At 41.4% G+C, this 17,882-nt stretch carries 20 protein-coding genes; 3 read left to right on the top strand and 17 right to left on the bottom strand.

Annotated features, from left to right (window positions below):
- Positions 1–24 precede the first annotated feature (24 nt).
- The 7 genes from SJY16_RS17925 to SJY16_RS17955 all read right to left on the bottom strand — a co-directional run bounded on the left by SJY16_RS17925 (position 25) and on the right by SJY16_RS17955 (position 4,632).
- A complete protein-coding gene (locus SJY16_RS17925) occupies positions 25–540 on the bottom strand; it encodes a redoxin domain-containing protein (protein ID WP_377891333.1) in 516 nt (171 codons plus the stop codon).
- Positions 541–566: 26 nt separating this feature from the next.
- Positions 567–953 (bottom strand): YueI family protein, encoded by a 387-nt coding sequence (locus SJY16_RS17930; protein WP_377891335.1) that lies wholly within the window; start codon positions 951–953, stop codon positions 567–569.
- Between the two features lie 524 nt (positions 954–1,477).
- Positions 1,478–2,749 carry a M48 family metallopeptidase gene (locus SJY16_RS17935; protein ID WP_377891337.1) on the bottom strand — a complete coding sequence of 424 codons (1,272 nt, stop codon included), beginning with the start codon at positions 2,747–2,749 and terminating at the stop codon, positions 1,478–1,480.
- Between the two features lie 202 nt (positions 2,750–2,951).
- The gene (locus tag SJY16_RS17940; protein ID WP_377891338.1) at positions 2,952–3,203 is read right to left on the bottom strand and encodes a hypothetical protein; all 252 of its coding nucleotides are present in this window, start codon (positions 3,201–3,203) and stop codon (positions 2,952–2,954) included.
- Between the two features lie 206 nt (positions 3,204–3,409).
- Positions 3,410–3,532: a hypothetical protein gene (locus SJY16_RS17945; RefSeq protein WP_377891340.1), complete on the bottom strand. Its 123-nt coding sequence runs from the start codon at positions 3,530–3,532 to the stop codon at positions 3,410–3,412.
- Positions 3,533–3,620: 88 nt separating this feature from the next.
- A complete protein-coding gene (locus tag SJY16_RS17950) occupies positions 3,621–3,929 on the bottom strand; it encodes an AzlD domain-containing protein (protein ID WP_377891341.1) in 309 nt (102 codons plus the stop codon).
- Entirely contained in the window at positions 3,922–4,632 is a 711-nt protein-coding gene (locus SJY16_RS17955; protein WP_377891343.1) for an AzlC family ABC transporter permease, read from the bottom strand. Before SJY16_RS17955 ends, SJY16_RS17950 begins: the two co-directional genes overlap by 8 nt.
- A gap of 98 nt (positions 4,633–4,730) precedes the next feature.
- On the opposite strand from SJY16_RS17955, the gene SJY16_RS17960 reads away from it, so the two are divergent.
- On the top strand, positions 4,731–5,300 hold the full coding sequence (locus SJY16_RS17960; RefSeq protein WP_377891344.1) for a helix-turn-helix domain-containing protein: 570 nt from the start codon (positions 4,731–4,733) through the stop codon (positions 5,298–5,300).
- 18 nt (positions 5,301–5,318) lie between these two features.
- Here SJY16_RS17960 and SJY16_RS17965 read toward each other — a convergent pair whose 3' ends face one another.
- The 10 genes from SJY16_RS17965 to SJY16_RS18010 all read right to left on the bottom strand — a co-directional run bounded on the left by SJY16_RS17965 (position 5,319) and on the right by SJY16_RS18010 (position 15,724).
- Positions 5,319–6,734 carry a dihydrolipoyl dehydrogenase family protein gene (locus SJY16_RS17965; protein ID WP_377891346.1) on the bottom strand — a complete coding sequence of 472 codons (1,416 nt, stop codon included), beginning with the start codon at positions 6,732–6,734 and terminating at the stop codon, positions 5,319–5,321.
- Positions 6,734–7,903 (bottom strand): dihydrolipoamide acetyltransferase family protein, encoded by a 1,170-nt coding sequence (locus SJY16_RS17970; RefSeq protein ID WP_377891347.1) that lies wholly within the window; start codon positions 7,901–7,903, stop codon positions 6,734–6,736. Before SJY16_RS17970 ends, SJY16_RS17965 begins: the two co-directional genes overlap by 1 nt.
- A gap of 15 nt (positions 7,904–7,918) precedes the next feature.
- On the bottom strand, positions 7,919–8,914 hold the full coding sequence (locus SJY16_RS17975) for an alpha-ketoacid dehydrogenase subunit beta (RefSeq protein ID WP_377891349.1): 996 nt from the start codon (positions 8,912–8,914) through the stop codon (positions 7,919–7,921).
- Positions 8,911–9,975 carry a pyruvate dehydrogenase (acetyl-transferring) E1 component subunit alpha gene (pdhA, locus tag SJY16_RS17980; protein WP_377892321.1) on the bottom strand — a complete coding sequence of 355 codons (1,065 nt, stop codon included), beginning with the start codon at positions 9,973–9,975 and terminating at the stop codon, positions 8,911–8,913. The genes SJY16_RS17975 and pdhA overlap by 4 nt, the downstream gene beginning before the upstream one ends.
- Positions 9,976–10,004: 29 nt before the next feature.
- On the bottom strand, positions 10,005–11,105 hold the full coding sequence (locus SJY16_RS17985) for a Glu/Leu/Phe/Val dehydrogenase dimerization domain-containing protein (protein ID WP_377891351.1): 1,101 nt from the start codon (positions 11,103–11,105) through the stop codon (positions 10,005–10,007).
- A gap of 24 nt (positions 11,106–11,129) precedes the next feature.
- Positions 11,130–11,525: a thioesterase family protein gene (locus tag SJY16_RS17990; protein ID WP_377891352.1), complete on the bottom strand. Its 396-nt coding sequence runs from the start codon at positions 11,523–11,525 to the stop codon at positions 11,130–11,132.
- Between the two features lie 164 nt (positions 11,526–11,689).
- A complete protein-coding gene (locus SJY16_RS17995; protein ID WP_377891354.1) occupies positions 11,690–12,484 on the bottom strand; it encodes an ABC transporter ATP-binding protein in 795 nt (264 codons plus the stop codon).
- Positions 12,450–13,484 carry an ABC transporter permease gene (locus SJY16_RS18000; protein ID WP_377891355.1) on the bottom strand — a complete coding sequence of 345 codons (1,035 nt, stop codon included), beginning with the start codon at positions 13,482–13,484 and terminating at the stop codon, positions 12,450–12,452. The genes SJY16_RS17995 and SJY16_RS18000 overlap by 35 nt, the downstream gene beginning before the upstream one ends.
- A gap of 84 nt (positions 13,485–13,568) precedes the next feature.
- Complete coding sequence (locus tag SJY16_RS18005) at positions 13,569–14,585, bottom strand: ABC transporter substrate-binding protein (protein WP_377892323.1); 1,017 nt, start codon at positions 14,583–14,585, stop codon at positions 13,569–13,571.
- Positions 14,586–14,752: 167 nt separating this feature from the next.
- Positions 14,753–15,724 (bottom strand): NAD(P)H-dependent flavin oxidoreductase, encoded by a 972-nt coding sequence (locus tag SJY16_RS18010; protein ID WP_377891357.1) that lies wholly within the window; start codon positions 15,722–15,724, stop codon positions 14,753–14,755.
- A 126-nt stretch (positions 15,725–15,850) separates the two neighbouring features.
- On the opposite strand from SJY16_RS18010, the gene SJY16_RS18015 reads away from it, so the two are divergent.
- Positions 15,851–16,381, top strand: a complete 531-nt coding sequence (locus tag SJY16_RS18015; RefSeq protein ID WP_377891359.1) for a gamma carbonic anhydrase family protein — start codon at positions 15,851–15,853, stop codon at positions 16,379–16,381.
- Positions 16,382–16,507: 126 nt separating this feature from the next.
- Positions 16,508–17,860: an IS1182 family transposase gene (locus tag SJY16_RS18020; protein ID WP_377887949.1), complete on the top strand. Its 1,353-nt coding sequence runs from the start codon at positions 16,508–16,510 to the stop codon at positions 17,858–17,860.
- Positions 17,861–17,882: the final 22 nt, after the last annotated feature.

Consider the following 17,882-nt stretch of genomic DNA (forward strand, 5'->3'; position numbering starts at 1 on the left):
AAACGACCGTAATCGGTCGTTTTTTCATGATGCAGATCGCAACCATTCTTGCATTTCCTCTAAAGTCAAAGGCCCCACTCTTTTTTCTACAATAACACCTTCGCTATCGATCATATATGAAGTCGGCATAGAAAGAACTATATAAAGATCTTCCCCTACCTTTCCCTCGGTATCCATCAATATAGAGAACCTCAAGTTATTTTCTTTTACAAAGGCAGGCACTTCTTCTTTACGCGGTTCAAATTTAGTGAAATTCACCGATAATACTTCAACTTCTTCACTATATTTATCAGTAAAGGTTTGGATATCTGGCATTTCTTCTTTACATGGCGGACACCACGTTGCCCAGAAATTTATAAATACGGGCGTTCCTTCAAAATCGGATAAGCTTACCTTCTTGTCTCCCTCAAGCGTTGATAATGTAAAATTAGGTGCACGATCACCAACTTCTGTACCAACACTTGGTTCGGCTATCACAGTGCTATAAACTCCCCATCCAAGTGCGATGAGAATAATAAGAAACACGATTCGTTTAATCATCTAGATTCTCTCCTTCGCCTTACCTACTAATCGATAGAAAAATATTCGTCGCGAACGAAAATATCTTCACGATTCACTGCATTTTCCTTCGATGCTAAGACTAGCCCTAATGGAGTATCGGTTTCTTTATCATTAATGATTGTAAATGACACTGACGCCTTAGATGCTTCTTTAATATATTTCGATAACATCGAATAGGAAAGATCCCCGTTCAAGAATAGTATAAGTTCGCCAGAATGCTTCATATAGTTCTTAACGGCTGAATAAACTTCTTTCTGTGCAGTTTGTCTTTTCGTAAGAGCAACGTAAACACGCTCTCGAAATGTTGATAAATACAATGCTTTTTCTGCAGGCTTTAACTCTGGGGTACCATGAATGCCTGCGTCTAGTGCTTGTTTAATTTCTTTATCCACTTCATACACCTCTTCTTGATAATTAAAGCTAGTGTCTCACATTGTATAGGTTTAATGCTAGTAAATAGAAACGCCTTCTGTGTTACTTAGAAGGCGTTTCCTAGTTTGTAGGGAATCCTGATTAATGTGTTCCCTAAGCCGTAGGAGTTTGAATACCGCTTGCTTTCCTGTGGACGAACGCCCGAGCCTCCTCGCGGATAAAAAGCCGTCCACTCCGAGTCTCGAACGCCCGTTTTCCACGGGAGTCAAGCGGTATTCACTCCTACTAGGTTGCAATCAATCAAAGCAAACTTTCCGACTGATTATGATGAAGTAGTTCTCTGCTTTATTTTTCTAGAAGTAATTTAATTTGCTTTTGTCTTGTTTTCAAAACTACATATCAATGTTGATTGGAGCGGAAGGAGGCTCACCGCCCGCCCCGCGGAAAGCGAGCATCCTGGAGCGGAAACCCCTCTTATTATATGTTAAAGGTAAAAAAGAAAAGCTACAGAGACTTCCTCGACAGATTAAGAAACGCCTTATGACTACTCAGAAGGCGTTTCGTTTTCGTATTCATTTAGCATAATTAATCGTTCCATCATTGTTGGATGACCATATTTTAAATACTTCACCAAGAATGGAGGATTTACTTCGTTTAAACTGTTAACTGTTAGTTTCTGAAAAGAACCTACAGCAGCATCGACATCGTCTGTCATTTCAATCGCATATTTATCAGCATTTATTTCAGCATGTCTTGAAATAGCAAGCTCGACTGGACTCGCAATAAAAGACATAATTGAGAAGAGAAGCAGTAATGCAGGTAGGGTAGTGATATCTGAAACTGACTTCGCCCCCCATGCATCTCCCCACTTTTCTACTACTTTCCCCAAAATACGATAAGCGATATATAAACCGAACAAGCTCATAATAAGAGCACCCGCAAGGTTTCCATATAAGTGGTTCATCACATAATGCCCCATTTCATGGGCCATAATGAAAAGCACTTCATCATCTTGAAGCTTGTTTGTTGTCGTATCCCATAACACGATTCTTAAATTTGAACCTATTCCAGTAACATAAGCATTCATAGCATTTGTTTTTTCTGACATGTTCACTTCGAACACTCGGTCAGCCGGAATATTCGCTTCATTCGCCATATCGAGTATTTGCTCTTCAAGCTCTTTATCCGATAGTGACGTAAAGTCATTATAGAGTGGGTCGATGACAACTGGTTGGATATACATCATGAAAGCAAGATATGGAACCATCAATCCCCACGCTGCAAGCCACCATCTTTTTTCATAACGCTTAATCAATAAATATAATACCCCGATCACGAGGGAGGTTAGACCAATGTCGATCCAGAAAGAGACCATCTCATCTTTCATCCAATCGGAAAATGCTTGAGTATTGATTCCATACTTCACAGAAAGTGATCTACTCCAAAATTTTAGAGGAAAGGTTACGATCCATGTAAATGCAGATAAAAGTACGATATATACAGGTATAATCACAAAACCCTTTTTGGATATTCCTTTACCGAATGATTGAAACATCTTCGAGAGTCCAAACCCTAATACAAGGAGATAAATGCCCCATTCATACGGAATGGAGATGAAGGATAGAAAACTTCTGTATCGTGAATATTCTTCTGACAGCTCAAGCTGTTTTTCGGACATAAATGTAGCAGGATCTGCCGCCGTACCTCGATAAGCGTCAGGTACACCAAAATCAGCCCAATAAAACAAATAAAACCCCATTAAAAGGGCGTACGCGGAGAAGCCAAGAATAAACCACCAGGTTACTCGTCTTTTCATACTATTTCTCCTCCCGAATACTTTCTCTATATTATTTGTACGAGCAAATCTCACAAATAGAACCCTGTCTCTATGTTAGGGATATGTAATTCCGTTTCACCATTAGTCTTTTTATTTCCTTCAATATTATTTCTTGAGAAGTGACTTTATATAATAAAAAAAGAAAATCGGCGGATTTTCCGCCGATTCTACATGACTTCTATTATTTACTCTCTACATAGACATTCGTACGATCATAGCTATGATCGAATCGATTCATAATTCCACAGTGTGGACATTTTGCGAGCACGTGGAGCTCCACGACAGGAGCCTGACTACTCTTTGTAGTTACTGCAGTTGCTTCAACCCTATCTTGTAATTGATAATTTTCCTTCGCGATTGGAATGAACCACGTATAATCACTGTCGCACATTCTACATGTTGATTTTTCTTCTATTTCGGTTGGTTTTAACATGTTTCCAGCTCCTTTAGCAGGTTATTTCTCTAGACTGCGAGAACAAGGCTCCGGAAAACCTCCTTATTAGTTGGGAATCCCTTCCTGTTATCACAAATTCCCGCTTAGAAGAAACTGAAACGTTATTACTCAAATAGTTTTGATTTTTTCGTTAATTTAATCTGTTTGTAAAAAAAGAAAGAGCTATATTAGCTCTTTCAAGGTTATTAATGTTTTTTTGTAAAGAAAAAGTCAATAAAGGAGCTCAACATCTCCACAGATTGAAACCATACTAGTGAGACAGCAGTCATCGAGAAAAATCCAATCATTAAGAAGCGAAATAGATGCATAGTTTTGTCCTCCTTAACAACATGAAATTCTATCGTGAATTAGTTATATCATGAAACTTCTTTTACTGGAAGTGAAAAATTTCCTGTTTCACAAAAAAAAGTAGGCATAAACACTAAGCGCCCCGACTGAGGTCATCACGACTACAATTAAATTGGCACCAAAATAAGCTGTTACGAATGCAACCATTGCTCCGATAAGACCAAACTTAATATCTTCATGGATCGTGAGGATCCCGGGGAAGATTAGAGCTCCCAAAATTGCAAACGGCACATTCTTCAATATGTTTTGAAGCGCGGGATGGATATAATCAGAGTTAAAGAAAACGAGTGGAATCATTCTTGGAATGTATGTTACGACCGCCATACCAATAATGATCAGTAGCATTGTACTAGACATTCTCTTTCCTCCCCATAACAAACTCTACAAGAATTGATGATAATAGCGTAGCAAGGACAATAGACCATCCTGTCGACATGTTAAAGTAGGAGAAGAAACTATTAAAGACAGCAGCTACTCCCGCTAGAATCACGACTTTCCGACTTTTCTTCGATGAAGGAACAAGGAGGCCCACAAACATCGCATACAGCGCAACACTCATTCCTTGTTGGATGACACTCGGAAGTGAAGCACCTACCATATATCCAGCACCTGTAAAGACTACCCAACTAGAATATGAAATCAAACAGAGTCCAAGCATGTAACCCGATGTAAGATTACCAGTTTTTGTTGCAGCTACTGTAAACGTCTCATCAGTAATGCCAAATGCATATAGCGCCTTTTTCCACACTGTATCTTCTGTTACTCTTTCGTTAATGGAGGCGCTCATCAGTAAATGACGAATATTCACAATGAAAATAGTAAAGATGATTTCAAATGCTCCTGTGCCTATCGCAAGTAAGCTTAGTGTTATGTATTGTGCTGCCCCTGCAAAAACGAACATACTCATTAATATCGCTTCAAATACCGTGAGCCCAGTCGTCCTTGCTAATAAGCCAAACGTTAGCGCTACAGGCATATATCCTATCGCTATGCTCATCCCTGCTCTAAGTCCAGTTGCAAAACCTGACTCACTTCTCATAATACTTGTGATCGCCTGCATACCATCACTCCCATTGGCAACAATTGTATAATATATTATACTTATTGTATGTTATATTAAACAAACCTTCAATAGATAGTTTAGAATAGGAGATAAGAATGAAAGATCAATCATTAACAAAGCAAATCGGAGAGAAACTAAAGAAGTTACGCCACGAGAATGAGCTAAGTCTTGATCAACTCTCTTCAAAGTGTTCTGTAAGTAAGCCCATGCTCGCTCAAATTGAAAGAGGCGCTTCAAACCCAACGGTTAACACACTTTGGAAAATCGCTAACGGACTTGGCGTATCCTTTACAACGTTTATAGATGACGAACAGCCCTTGATAAAAAAGGTGAACAGAGATGAAATCGAACCGCTTTTTGAGGAAAGTGGAAAAATGAAAGTCGTTCCACTTTTTCCAATGGAGCCAGGCAAATCGTTTGAGAGTTTTTCAATCACTTTAGATCTGGACTGCAATTATCACTCAAACCCTCATCCTGAAGGCGTAGAAGAGTATCTTTTCGTAGAAGAAGGTGAAATGCAGCTAGTAGTAAATGACCTCTCATACACCATTAAAAAGGGCGAGAGCTTACGGTTCACAGCCAATTATCCACACAGTTACTTGAATCACTCACCATCACGATGCAAAGCGTTGATGATCATTCATTATCCATCGCGCCATAGATAAACAAACAACGCTGAAACATCAGCGTTGTTTTTGTTTCTTCGATTCAAGTTTAGATGGTTCCAACGAGAACTCTGTCGCCTCAATCCATGCTTCACCAAAGCCTGGATGAGGTGTATAGGGATAAATAAAGTCTTCATCTCGCGCTGCCATTTCAAGTGCGAGCGTACCTTTTTCAATAAGTTCAATCGCACCTATCCCAATAGCATGGAACCCGAGTAGAAGGTGTGATTCTTCATCTCTTATCACTTTCACAAGTCCATCTGATTGACCATGTAAGGTAGCATACCCATTCGCTCTCATCTGTGATATTCCTGTAGAAACGGGATATCCTGCAACGTTTGCTTCTTTTTCCGTCAAACCGATGGATGCCACCTTAGGCAATGTATGAATAACAATAGGCAAAAGGTTCAGTTCGCTCACAGCAGAGAAACCACAACAATGGTCCGCTGCCACCTTTCCTTGTTTAATTGCTTTAACGGCAAGAGAAGGCCCCATCGTAATATCACCACATGCATAGATACGATTGTTTGATGACTGACATGATTCATTAGTAGCTATAAAGTGATCTTCAGTCACCTTAACGTTCGCATTTCCTAAACCAAGTGCTTCGAGATGACGCACTCTACCAACTGAATATCCAAGCATGTCTCCAAATAACTGTAACCCTTCACCTTTAGAATCTTGCGCAGTTACTTTAATCGAGTTTCCTTCTTCTATAATCGTGATATTCGTTATCCCGGTAGAAACGTGAATCCCTTGTTTCTTAAATTGCCTTCTTAATTCTTTCCCAATCGTTTCATCAAGATCTGGGAGAAATGTCCCTTCCTCTGTGATCACGTGTACAGTAGAGCCTAGTGCTCGGAAACTGCTTGCTACTTCTGCTGTAATATAGTCTCCTCCATATAGCACAAGTGTTTCTGGCACACTCTCAATACTGTAAAGTTCCTCAACTGAACGTACAAGTTCACTGTGTTCTTCATAAAAAGAAGGTGATTTCGGACTACTTCCTGTTGCGATAATCGCATGATTAAAAGACCACACTTCAAACTTCTCACCTTGCTCAACACCAATTCGCTCCTCAGATAAGAACGAAGCATTCCCTTCAATAAATTCGACTTTGTTCGATTTAAATAATGAATGAAGACCTTTTTCTAAATTTGTAATGACATCTCTTTTCTCATCGTTCCACTGTTTCATTGAAAATGAAGCAGACATTGTAAGACCAGGGGCTGATTCTTTCATTTTACTCGCTGAAACTGCGAGTAACTTTGAAGGAATACATCCGCTATGTAGACATTCTCCACCAGGATGCGTGCGATCGATCAACGTAACATCTCGTCCTTGCTTCGCTGCACGGATGGCCGCTTGATAGCCTCCTGGCCCTGCTCCTATAATCACTAAATCTTTTTCGTAAACTAATTCTCCTACTACCATTATTTCAACTCCATTAACAGCAGTGCAGGCTGCTCGATTAATTCCATCACTCGATTCGTAAATTGCATAGAAAGTGCACCATCCGCTATCCTGTGATCAAACGTCATCGATAGATTCATCATCGAGCGAATGACGATTTCATCACCTTCTCCAACAACTGGCATTCGCTTAGTCTTATGAAAAGCCATCAGTGCGGCTTCTGGATAATTGATGATTGGCGTTGCTCCAGTACTTCCTAGAGGTCCCGCATTACTAATCGTAAAGGTACTTCCAGACATTTCTTTTGAAAGAAGCTTATTTGTACTAGCTGCTTCATATAACCGCTTCATTTCTCTATGGATTTCTTTCACAGAAAGCTGATCACACTGGTGAATAACAGGTACGATTAATCCCTCTTCCGTATCTGCTGCGAGTCCGATATTAATAAAAGGCTTTAAGTGAATAACCCCTTCCTTTTCATCGAGCTCTGAATTGAAAACAGGAAATTCCCTCAATGCGATACATACCGCTTTAATATAAAACGCAGCAACCGAAATGGAAGTCCCTCTTTTCTCTAAAAGCGCCTTCATTTCAAGTACATTGGAAACATCGACTTCATCAAAATGTGAGACGTGAGGAATCGTGAGTCTAGACTTCGACATCTTCGCCGCGATTTGTTTACGTCTTCCCTTAAATGGAATAGTTTTAGAGGATGGTTGAGATGACTCCTCTTTTCTCTCTGCTTTCTTGTGCTGTATAGGTTCCGGTTTCTTCACACTGGTCTTCATGTGGTTGATGACATCTTCGTCCATGACTCGCCCTGCTGGACCAGTTCCTTTCACCCTTTCGATATCTACGCCATTTTCCCTGGCGATCTTTCTAGTAAAAGGGGCAGCTAGTATTCTATGATGTTTGCGACTTTTGTGTTCTTCTGATTCAGTAGCTTGCTGAAACTGTTCTGTCGGAGCAATCGTTACCATGATACTTCCTACTTCGATAACATCACCAGGTGAAACGAGAATATCTTCAATCTTTCCAGCTATAGGTGCAGGAAGCTCTGCCGTCACTTTATCTGTTTGAACTTCTAGTAACGGTTGATCTACGGTTACAACATCTCCAGGATTGACGAGGAGTTGAACAACCTCTCCTTCAGACATTCCCTCACCAATATCATGAAGCCTTACTTCCATTATCGTTCACCCTTCCTAAAAACGAGTCACTTGTTCGATTGCTCGATAGATTTTCTTTGAATCAGGTGCATAATCATCTTCAAGAGTAAATAGTGGAACAGGCGTATCATATCCAGTAACTTTTTTTATAGGAGCTCTCATATAAAGGAAGGAGGTATCATTGATGATTTCGATAAGATCATTACTGACACCACCTGTTGAAGGAGCTTCATGAACAATAATAGCCCTTCCTGTTTTCTGGACAGATTCTGCGATTGCTTCTTTATCTAACGGATATAACGTTCTGAGATCGATGACATCACATTCGATCCCCTTTTCACTCGCTTCTGCAGCTGCTTTCTCCGCAACCCTTACCATCGCACCCCAAGCGAAAATCGATACATCATCGCCTGTTCGCTTGCTTGAAGCTTTACCAAGTGGAATGGTGTAGCTCTCATTCGGGACTTCTTCTTTTCCTGCTCGATAGATTTTCATCGGTTCGAGGAAGAGGACAGGATCAGGATCTTTAATACTGCTGATAAGAAGACCTTTTGCATCGTATGGATTAGAAGGAACAACGACCTTAAGACCTGGAATGTGCGTGAAAAGTGCCTCGGTACTATCACTATGAATTTCTGGTGCTCGTACACCAGAACCATAAGGAGCACGGATGGTAAGGGGAACGGTATAGCGACTTTGGGTTCTCGTTCGAATACGCGTGGCATGCGTGATCAACTGATTGAAACCAGGATAAATAAAACCTAGGAACTGAATCTCTACTACCGGCCTAAAGCCATTCATTGCAAGACCGATCGCTGATCCAATCAACCCTGATTCTGCGAGCGGAGTATCGATTACTCTGTCATCACCGAACAAATCATAAAGTCCATCTGTCGCTCTGAACACACCACCGTTTTTACCTACGTCCTCCCCGAGTACCAATACGGATTCGTCTTCTTCTAGCATTTCTTTAAGAGCATCAGTAATCGCTTGAACAATCGTCAACTTCTTAGTATTGACCGCAGTACTCATCTTTTCTCGCTCCCTTCATAAAAGAAACGATCCTTCTGCTCCTGAACGGGCCAAACATCAGTACCGAAAACGTGATCAAACATGAGGGCTTCATCGGATTTCACCGTTTTCTCCATTTCGACCACCGCTTCATTAAGCTTCTGTTCTGCTTCTTCATTTACTTGTTCAGCCCAATGTGAATCCCAAGCACCTTCAAACTCGAGAAACCTTTCCAGTCTAGTTATTGGATCATCACTTTCTCTTCTCCTCTTACTTTCAGACTGATCACGGTATTTCGAGGGTTCATCTGTTGTCGTATGAGCCCCATACCTCCATGTAACTGCCTCAATTAGAGTTGGCCCGTTCCCGTTTCTTGCCCTATCTATTGCTTTCATCGTTTCATCATAAACAGCAAAAACATCATTTCCATCGACCCGAACCCCAGGGATGTCATAAGCTAATGATTTCTGAGCGATTGTCTTAGATTTCATCTGTCGCTCAAGAGGTACACTGATCGCATAGCCATTATTTTGGTTGAAGAATACGACAGGTATATTGAATACGCTGGCAAAGTTTAACCCCTCATGAAAATCACCCTCAGAAGTAGCACCATCACCGAAGTAAACGAGAGATACCCTGTCACTCCCCTTCTTTTGTTCAGCCCAGGCTGTACCAGTAGCATGGAGAATTTGTGAAGCGATCGGAACGGAAGGAGGAAAAATATGCTTTCCTTCTGGAGGTACACAGCCCTCGATACATCCTTTCCAATAGAGGAAAATATTCTTTAACGAATGTCCGAACGCTGCCGTAGCAGCATGATCACGATACGTCGGAAACATCCAGTCTCCATCCTCCATTGCCAGTGCACTCCCAATTTGGGAAGCTTCTTGTCCCTCAAAAGGAGCGTACGTCCCAATACGCCCCTGCCTCTGGAGATTTACTGCTTTCTGATCGAACAAACGCGAAAATACCATATGTTCATAGAAGAGCTTTGCTTTGTCGATCGTGATGTGTTCAGAAACAGCTCCTGTTCTCCTGCCGTCACCTGTTATTAGCTGTACGATAGGAAATTTTTCATTCATATCCATACGAATCCTCCTGTTTTTTGCATTTAAGAACGCACAGCCCATTTTCCAGGCTTTTTGTGAGAAAAGAAGCTATTTCTCTTTTTGCGGCTTTCAATTCTTTCTTCACAGAAATAATTCGCTGCCTGCACAGTCGATATCGAACTGTCTTCTGCGTTCTTGAAAACCGTATGAAGCGTATCGTAAATGGCCTTCGTCTTCTGCAACACACGCATAGGATGAGGTGAATAAAGCTCATCAGATACTTGTATCAATCCACCACTGTTGACGATGTAATCTGGAGCATATAAAATCCCTCTATTATGCAAACGATCACCGTGTTCGACCGTAAGGAGCTGGTTGTTAGCTGATCCAACAACAGCACTCACCCTTAACTTGTCAATCGTTCGATCATTAATGATTCCTCCGAGCGCACATGGAACAAAGACATCTGCGTCTGCTTCGTATATTTCATCCCCAGAAACAACCTTAACCTCACCCTTCAATTCGATCGCACGTTGAATGAGGCGGTCGATCGCATGGCGGTTAATATCAGTCACAATGATTTCTGCTCCCTCTTCAAGTAACATTTCAGCCACTTTGTATCCTACTTTTCCAAGACCTTGAATAGCGTATGTTTTTCCGCCAAACTCTTCATTACCGAAAACCATCTTATTCGTAGCTTGGATGCCGTATAAAACGCCTTTTGCAGTAGGAATGGACGAATCTCCGCTTCCACCATATTCTTCAGGCACACCTACGATACAGTTCGTCTCTCGCAGAGAATGGACGAAGTTATCAGGTGTTGTCCCCATGTCTGTGCCTGTATAAAATCTACCGTTAAGTGACTCAACGAATTGTCCGAATGCCCGAAATAATTCAGGTGTGCGATCTGTAAGTGGATCTCCTATTATAACGGCTTTACCACCTCCGAAGTCCACATCTGCAGCAGCACATTTGTATGTCATGCCTTTTGAGAGTCTCAGTACATCCTCTAAGGCATCATCCACCGTTTCATATGGTCTCATTCTACAGCCACCAAGCGCAGGACCAAGTGTTGTGTTATGTATAGCAATAATTGCTTTTAGTCCTGTAGCAGCGTCGTTACAAAAAAGTACCTGTTCATGCTCAGCTATTCGATCAAACATGATTTTCCCCCTTAGTGAAATCGCTTACAATTTAGCGGTCGCTAATTTCTCTTCTATTACCTTCTTTGGAAGGACAAACTGAACAACGGAACCTGTGCCAATAATGTCGAGTCCCCTTCTCACTTCCACATTGCTTATCACTGATTTACTCGTCAAAGAGGTGACCGTTGCTGTGATCGTGATCTCCTGCCCCACACATGCCGGTCCAAGATGCTTCATCTCAACTCCTCCACCTATCCCCTCTTCTTCATCTTCTAAGTATGGAAGAATGAGCTTTCTCGATGCCCATTCCATATGATAGACCATTGAAACGGTAGAATATGCTGGATGGACAACGTCCCCTTCAAACTGCGCGAACATGTCTGATGTCACTTTCGTTGTAACAGTTGCTTTCTGGCCAATTGCGATACCATCCTTCACTCGCTTCAACCCCTATTCATCACACCAAAATATATGACGTTTATTTAACGATATAATAACATCACGTCTAATAACCGTCAATTAATTGTCAAAAAATTAAGATCTTTCCATTTGGAAAAAATAGACTGCCGAACAAATTTCGACAGCCTCATCAATCAGGTAGTTTATCCAAGCAGTGCCCGGTCACTATTTAGCTTTGATCCTTTGATTCTCTGGAATTCATGTAACAATTCTTCAATCGTTAGTTTTTGTTTATCTTCACCATCGACCTCTAGAATAATTTTACCGCTGTCCATCATGATGAGACGATTTCCTAAGTCCAGTGCTTGTTGCATATTATGCGTCACCATGACCGTTGTTAGGCCCGTTTTCTCAACGATTTCACCGGTTAACTTCGTAATCAGTTCAGCTCGAGCTGGGTCCAGCGCCGCTGTATGTTCATCAAGCAAAAGAATTTTCGGATCCGTAAAAGTTGCCATCAATAGTGAAAGAGCTTGTCTTTCACCCCCTGATAACATTCCCACTTTTGCGTTTAACCGATCTTCTAATCCTAGGTGAAGGGTTTCAAGAGCTTCTCGGAATGTTGTTTTTAGTTTCTTCGTCACACCTTTTACGAGTGTTCTCCTCCGGTTCCTACAGTAAGCCATCGCCAAATTTTCTTGGATGGTCATGGAAGGTGCTGTGCCTGCCATCGGATCTTGAAATACCCGACCGATTAATTTAGACCGTTTGTATTCTGGCATTGCTGTTACATTATTATCATCGATATAAACATCACCTACATCAGGTGTTAACACGCCTGAGACCATATTCATAAGCGTCGATTTACCTGCACCGTTGCTTCCAATCACGGTGACGAAGTCTCCAGGTGCTAGTTTAAGGTTGATATCTTCGAGGGCAACTTTTTCGTCTAATGTGCCTTCGTTAAACACTTTGTGAATCTGATTTAGAAGAAGCATAATCCTTACCCCCGTCCTGAAGTTCTTTTAACTTCATTTCTTGTTGTAGGCGCTTGCGCTTTTTCCTATTCCGTTCTTTTTGACCATCTATTAACTGAGGGAAGATTAAGGCACCGATTACAATGATTGCTGTAATCAGTTTCATATCACCCGTTTCAAGAAAATCGACTCGTAACGCCAAACTTACAACGAGACGGTAAACAACTGCTCCTCCAATAACAGCAAAGGTTGTCACTGCGATCGTTTTCGTGCCAAATATCGCTTCTCCAATAATAACGGATGCGAGACCGATGATAATCATTCCTATCCCCATTCCAACATCCGCAAATGAACTGTACTGCGCGATCAAGGCACCAGATAGAGCAACGAGTGCGTTAGAAATTCCCAATCCAAGTATCGTTAGTTGATCCGTATTGGCTGAAAAACTTCTGATCATCCTTTTGTTATCTCCTGTCGCTCGTAATGCGAGCCCGACCTGCGTTCTTAAGAAAAAATCGGTTAAGACTTTAATAATCGTTGTAAGTAGAATCATACTGATTAAAATGGACCAAGTAGAAGTGATGCTCCCAAGCCCTATGGCTGAAGCTATACTATTCATTAATGACTCAATACCAAGCGTTGAGAAAACCTCTTCCACTTTCGTGAAGATCGACTCTTCATTTAACAGCGGCACATTTGACCGCCCCATAATTCTAAGATTGATGGAGTAAAGAGCAATCATCATTAGAATACCTGCAAGAAGTGGATTTATTTTCCCCTTCGTATGTAATAACCCTGTCACGCAACCTGCTAAAAATCCTGCACCAATCGCAATCAATGTTGCGAAGAAAGGATTCGTTCCATTCACGATAAGAATTGCAGCAATCGCTGCCCCTGTTACAAAACTCCCGTCCACTGTTAAATCCGGAAAATCTAATATTCGGAATGATAAGTAGACACCGAGCGCCATGATGGCATAGATTACACCAGATTCGACCGCACCGAACAATGCTGACATCATATAGAATGCCTCCCCCTTCTTATACGTTAGAAGTAAAAAAAATGGTTCGAAAAAGAAGCTGACTTCTTTTTCGAACCTGGCCTGTTACTCTGTAAATTCCCCCTCTTCCTCCCATTCTTTCTTGATATCGATTCGCATCTCTTCAGCTGCACTCTTATTCATTTTCAACTTTAGATTCTGTGGATATTGCACGGGAAGCTCGGAAGCAGTCGCATCTCCCTTTAAGATTTTTGCTGCCATCAAACCAGCTTCGTAACCAATATCCTTATAATCAAACCCGTAAGCCGCAAACGCTCCTCTTTCAACGGAGTCAAATTCACCTGCAAACATCGGGATGTCTTTGTCGTTTGCAACGCTTATAACGGACTCGAGTGCTGATACAACAGTATTGTCAGTAGCAATGTAGATAACATCCACTTTTCCTATGAGTGCTTCAGCAGCTTGCTTTACTTCTGCAGAAGTTGAAACACTTTTTTCTACAAATTTCAAATCATTACTTTCCAATGCTTCTTTTACAACTTTAATTTGTGCAACAGAGTTTTGTTCTCCAGCATTATAAATTAACCCAACATTCTCAGCATTAAATTCCCTTGAAATAAATTCAATCGTCTTTGGAATCGCATCAGGATGAGTATCAGTTGTTCCTGTGATATTTTCCCCCGGCTTTTCAAATGATTCCACTAGTTTTGCCCCGACCGGATCAGTAACAGAAGTGAAAATGATTGGAATTTCTGATGTAGCATTCAGTGCTGATTGAGCACTTGGAGTAGAGTTCGCAAATATTAAATCCACATTATCTCCAACTAAATTCTGTGCGATCGTATTGCTATTGTTCATATCGTTCTGTGCATTTTGCACATCGTATGTAACGTTTTCCCCTTCCTTAAATCCATTCTCCTCTAAAGCCATTTTGAAGCCTTCAAATGCTGCATCCAATGACGGGTGTTCTACGATTTGCGTCACGCCAATGGTGTGCATCTTCTCTTCAGATCCGCCTTCCCCACCGTCTGAATTTGTCGAAGCATTATTGCTTCCACACCCCGTTAGTCCCAAGATGCACACTAGCGAAATCCCAACCCACTTTTTCAACGATTTCAAAATCATTTCCTCCCCCTGGTCGTTTATTGCAAAAGTTCGACGTTCATGTAGCCATCTGTCATATTTTATCGTTATGGTACACCGCCATATAATGCTTGTCAACGAATTATCAAATAATTAACACTATTAATTATTTTTAAAATATTTATCAGGAAGTTATATTAACCATTTCACTTATTCGTTTGTTTGAAGCTATTAAGTTGTGCTGTTTGATACTCAAGAGCTTCCATAGCTTCGCGCATCATGGTTACTAAGAGTTCTTCCACAGTCGGCAAAGAATCGATTAATCCACTCACCTGTCCACCATTAATAAACCCTTCTTCCAATCGTCCTTCGATCGCTCCGATGATGTGCTTATCTTCTCCTGTCATCTTTGCGAAATCGTTAGGGTGAACCCCATTATTCTCAGCTTCTTCTAACATCGTCGTATAAGGAGTTTTAAGTAATCGCCTTACTTGCCCTACACTCCGCCCTACTACTACAGTTCCAATGTCACTCGATTGAAGAATCTGATCCAAATAATGCGAATGATAAGGAGAGTCTTTTGTTGCGACAAGCCTAGTTCCCATTTGTACCCCTTCTGCTCCAAGTACAAATGCTGCCGCCAGCCCTTTCCCATCTCCTACACCACCAGCCGCTACAACTGGAATCGAAACACTAGCTTTCAGTTGTGGGATTAGTGTTAAGGTTGTAAGTTCTAAGGCTGAATTGATTCCAGCTGCTTCAAAGCCCTCACCTACTATGATATCTGCTCCTGCATGCTCAGCTTTCATCGCATGCTTCACACTAGCTGTCACACAAATTACCTTTATTCCATGCTCTTTAAAATACGGAATATAGGGTGAAGGATTTCCTGCTGAAAGAGAGACAGCCTTGACGTTGTGTTTTACAACTAGCTCACACATCTCTTTAAAGTATGGAGTGACGTTAATCGGAATGTTCACAGCATACGGTAAGGAAGTTCGAACTTTCATATCTAAAATCAATTTCTCTACCTCATCTGGCGACATCGTTCCTGCTCCAATCGTGCCTAGACCACCCGCGTTCGAAACAGCTGATGCTAACTCAGAGCTCGAGATATTCCCCATCCCCCCTTGAATAACTGGATAGCTGATTGATAACAATTCACAAATTCGATTCATGTTGTCCTCGCCCCTTTGCTTGTAACGCTTTTATTACGTTAAATAAAATACGTGTTATACTCATTATAAACATTCAAAGAATAGATACTGAATTCCTGCAAAAAAACATGAAAGAGAGGATTTTTAATGTTATTTTCGTACAACGGTCGTAAACCATCCCTAAGCAAAGATGTCTTTATAGCTCCAGGAGCTAAAATAATTGGAGATGTAACGATAGGTGAGGAATCAAGCGTGTGGTTCAATACGGTTTTACGAGGAGACGAAGCACCAATCACGATAGGGAACGGTTGTAACATCCAAGATAATTGCACATGCCACCTATTTGAGGGATTTCCTCTTGTTTTAGAAGACGAAGTTTCTGTTGGTCATAATGCCATTCTTCATGGGTGCAAAGTGAAGAAAGGTGCGTTGATCGGTATGGGCGCTATTGTACTTGACGGAGCTGAAATTGGTGAAGGAGCACTGGTTGGTGCGAACACTTTAATTCCAGCAGGCAAGAAAATTCCGCCGAATACGATGGTTTTAGGCTCACCTGGCAAGGTAGTAAGAGAGCTAAACGACAAAGACAAAGAACTGATTTCCTTAACGATCGAAACGTACAAAAAGAAGGGAAAAGAATTTCTTGAACAAATCGAAGAAGCTCAAGAAATTCGCTAATCAAAAAAAGGAACGGGGATCCGTTCCTCAGGTTGTCGAGAAAGTCTCGACAACCTATTTTTTTTGCCTTTTTTTATTTCACCCTTTTGTTAAGCTAGAGATAGATTCTTTTTAGGCGGTGATGTAATGTTTCAATCTAAGAAAGATCGGCAGAATGAATTAGAAATGGTAACGATTGATGAACTTGTCCCTGATAACCACTTATTACGTAAGATCGACCACTACATAGATTTCTCCTTTATCCCTGAAAAAGTCCGTCCTTATTATTGTGAAGACAACGGCCGTCCATCCCTTGATCCCCTAGTATTATTTAAGATGATGTTTATTGGATATATTTACGGCATTCGCTCTGAACGCGAATTAGAGCGTCAAATTCAAACGAATGTCGCGTACCGGTGGTTCCTCGGATTGAATTTAACCGACGCCGTACCCCATCACTCTACGATTAGCTGGAATCGCAGAATGCGTTTTAATGAAACGGATATTTTCCAAGAGGTTTTTGATGAGGTCGTCCACCAGGCTATGAACCATCGAATGGTGTCAGGACGAGTTCTCTACACCGATTCCACACATCTAAAAGCGAGCGCGAATAAGAAAAAGTTCTCCAGGAAAGACGTTCATGTAGAAACGGCCGACTATATAGATGAACTCAATGAAGCAGTGGAACAGGACAGGTCTGATCATGGAAAAAAGCCTCTAAAAGAAAAGAAGGAGGTGAATAAGACGAAGGAAATCAAAGTCAGTCATACTGATCCTGAGAGTGGTTATTTATATCGAGAACATAAACCTGAAGGTTTCTTTTACTTAGATCATCGCACCACAGATATGAAATTCAACATCATTACCGACGTCCATATTACTCCAGGTAATATTCACGACTCCAAACCTTATTTACAACGGTTAGACCGCCAGGTAAAACGCTTCGGTTTTAAAGTAGAAGCAGTCGGTCTAGATGCAGGATACTTAACAGCCCCTATTTGTCACGGACTCGAACAACGAAACGTATTTGGCGTTATCGCTCATCGTCGCTACCAAAGTAAAAAAGGATTTCTTCCGAAATGGAAATACAAATATGATGAAAACCTCGATCGATATGTTTGTCCTCAGGGTGAGGCACTGGCGTACGCGACGACGGACCGAGAAGGGTATCGTCACTATAAGTCGGACCCCACGAAATGTAAGACTTGTCCTCTTCTGGCACAGTGCACTGAGAACCAGAAGCACCAGAAAACCATCACACGCCATGTGTGGGAAGGGGCAAAAGAAAAGGTTCGTCAGAACCGACTTTCCAATGAGGGAAAGTGGATTTATCGCATGAGAAAAGAGAAGGTTGAGCGTAGCTTCGCAGATTCAAAAGAACTGCATGGGCTGCGTTATTGTCGCTTGCGTGGAAAACAAAAAGTGCGAGAACAAGCGTTACTGACTGCCGCCTGTCAAAATATGAAGAAGATTGCCCTTCACTTAGACCGGGTGAGCTAGGTGAAGGAGAGTTTTTTTCATA

Origin of the sequence: Alkalihalobacillus sp. R86527, assembly GCF_042466185.1 — a bacterium.
GTDB lineage: Bacteria > Bacillota > Bacilli > Bacillales > Guptibacillaceae > Guptibacillus.

What these genes read in the sequence shown, in the direction of transcription:
- SJY16_RS17925 (WP_377891333.1), bottom strand. Translation starts at nt 540, where the DNA reads ATGATTAAACGAATCGTGTTTCTTATTATTCTCATCGCACTTGGATGG.
- SJY16_RS17935 (WP_377891337.1), bottom strand. Translation starts at nt 2,749, where the DNA reads ATGAAAAGACGAGTAACCTGGTGGTTTATTCTTGGCTTCTCCGCGTAC.
- SJY16_RS17940 (WP_377891338.1), bottom strand. Translation starts at nt 3,203, where the DNA reads ATGTTAAAACCAACCGAAATAGAAGAAAAATCAACATGTAGAATGTGC.
- SJY16_RS17945 (WP_377891340.1), bottom strand. Translation starts at nt 3,532, where the DNA reads ATGCATCTATTTCGCTTCTTAATGATTGGATTTTTCTCGATGACTGCT.
- SJY16_RS17950 (WP_377891341.1), bottom strand. Translation starts at nt 3,929, where the DNA reads ATGTCTAGTACAATGCTACTGATCATTATTGGTATGGCGGTCGTAACA.
- SJY16_RS17955 (WP_377891343.1), bottom strand. Translation starts at nt 4,632, where the DNA reads ATGCAGGCGATCACAAGTATTATGAGAAGTGAGTCAGGTTTTGCAACT.
- SJY16_RS17960 (WP_377891344.1), top strand. Translation starts at nt 4,731, where the DNA reads ATGAAAGATCAATCATTAACAAAGCAAATCGGAGAGAAACTAAAGAAG.
- SJY16_RS17965 (WP_377891346.1), bottom strand. Translation starts at nt 6,734, where the DNA reads ATGGTAGTAGGAGAATTAGTTTACGAAAAAGATTTAGTGATTATAGGA.
- SJY16_RS17970 (WP_377891347.1), bottom strand. Translation starts at nt 7,903, where the DNA reads ATGGAAGTAAGGCTTCATGATATTGGTGAGGGAATGTCTGAAGGAGAG.
- SJY16_RS17975 (WP_377891349.1), bottom strand. Translation starts at nt 8,914, where the DNA reads ATGAGTACTGCGGTCAATACTAAGAAGTTGACGATTGTTCAAGCGATT.
- pdhA (WP_377892321.1), bottom strand. Translation starts at nt 9,975, where the DNA reads ATGAATGAAAAATTTCCTATCGTACAGCTAATAACAGGTGACGGCAGG.
- SJY16_RS17985 (WP_377891351.1), bottom strand. Translation starts at nt 11,105, where the DNA reads ATGTTTGATCGAATAGCTGAGCATGAACAGGTACTTTTTTGTAACGAC.
- SJY16_RS17995 (WP_377891354.1), bottom strand. Translation starts at nt 12,484, where the DNA reads ATGCTTCTTCTAAATCAGATTCACAAAGTGTTTAACGAAGGCACATTA.
- SJY16_RS18000 (WP_377891355.1), bottom strand. Translation starts at nt 13,484, where the DNA reads ATGATGTCAGCATTGTTCGGTGCGGTCGAATCTGGTGTAATCTATGCC.
- SJY16_RS18010 (WP_377891357.1), bottom strand. Translation starts at nt 15,724, where the DNA reads ATGAATCGAATTTGTGAATTGTTATCAATCAGCTATCCAGTTATTCAA.
- SJY16_RS18015 (WP_377891359.1), top strand. Translation starts at nt 15,851, where the DNA reads ATGTTATTTTCGTACAACGGTCGTAAACCATCCCTAAGCAAAGATGTC.
- SJY16_RS18020 (WP_377887949.1), top strand. Translation starts at nt 16,508, where the DNA reads ATGTTTCAATCTAAGAAAGATCGGCAGAATGAATTAGAAATGGTAACG.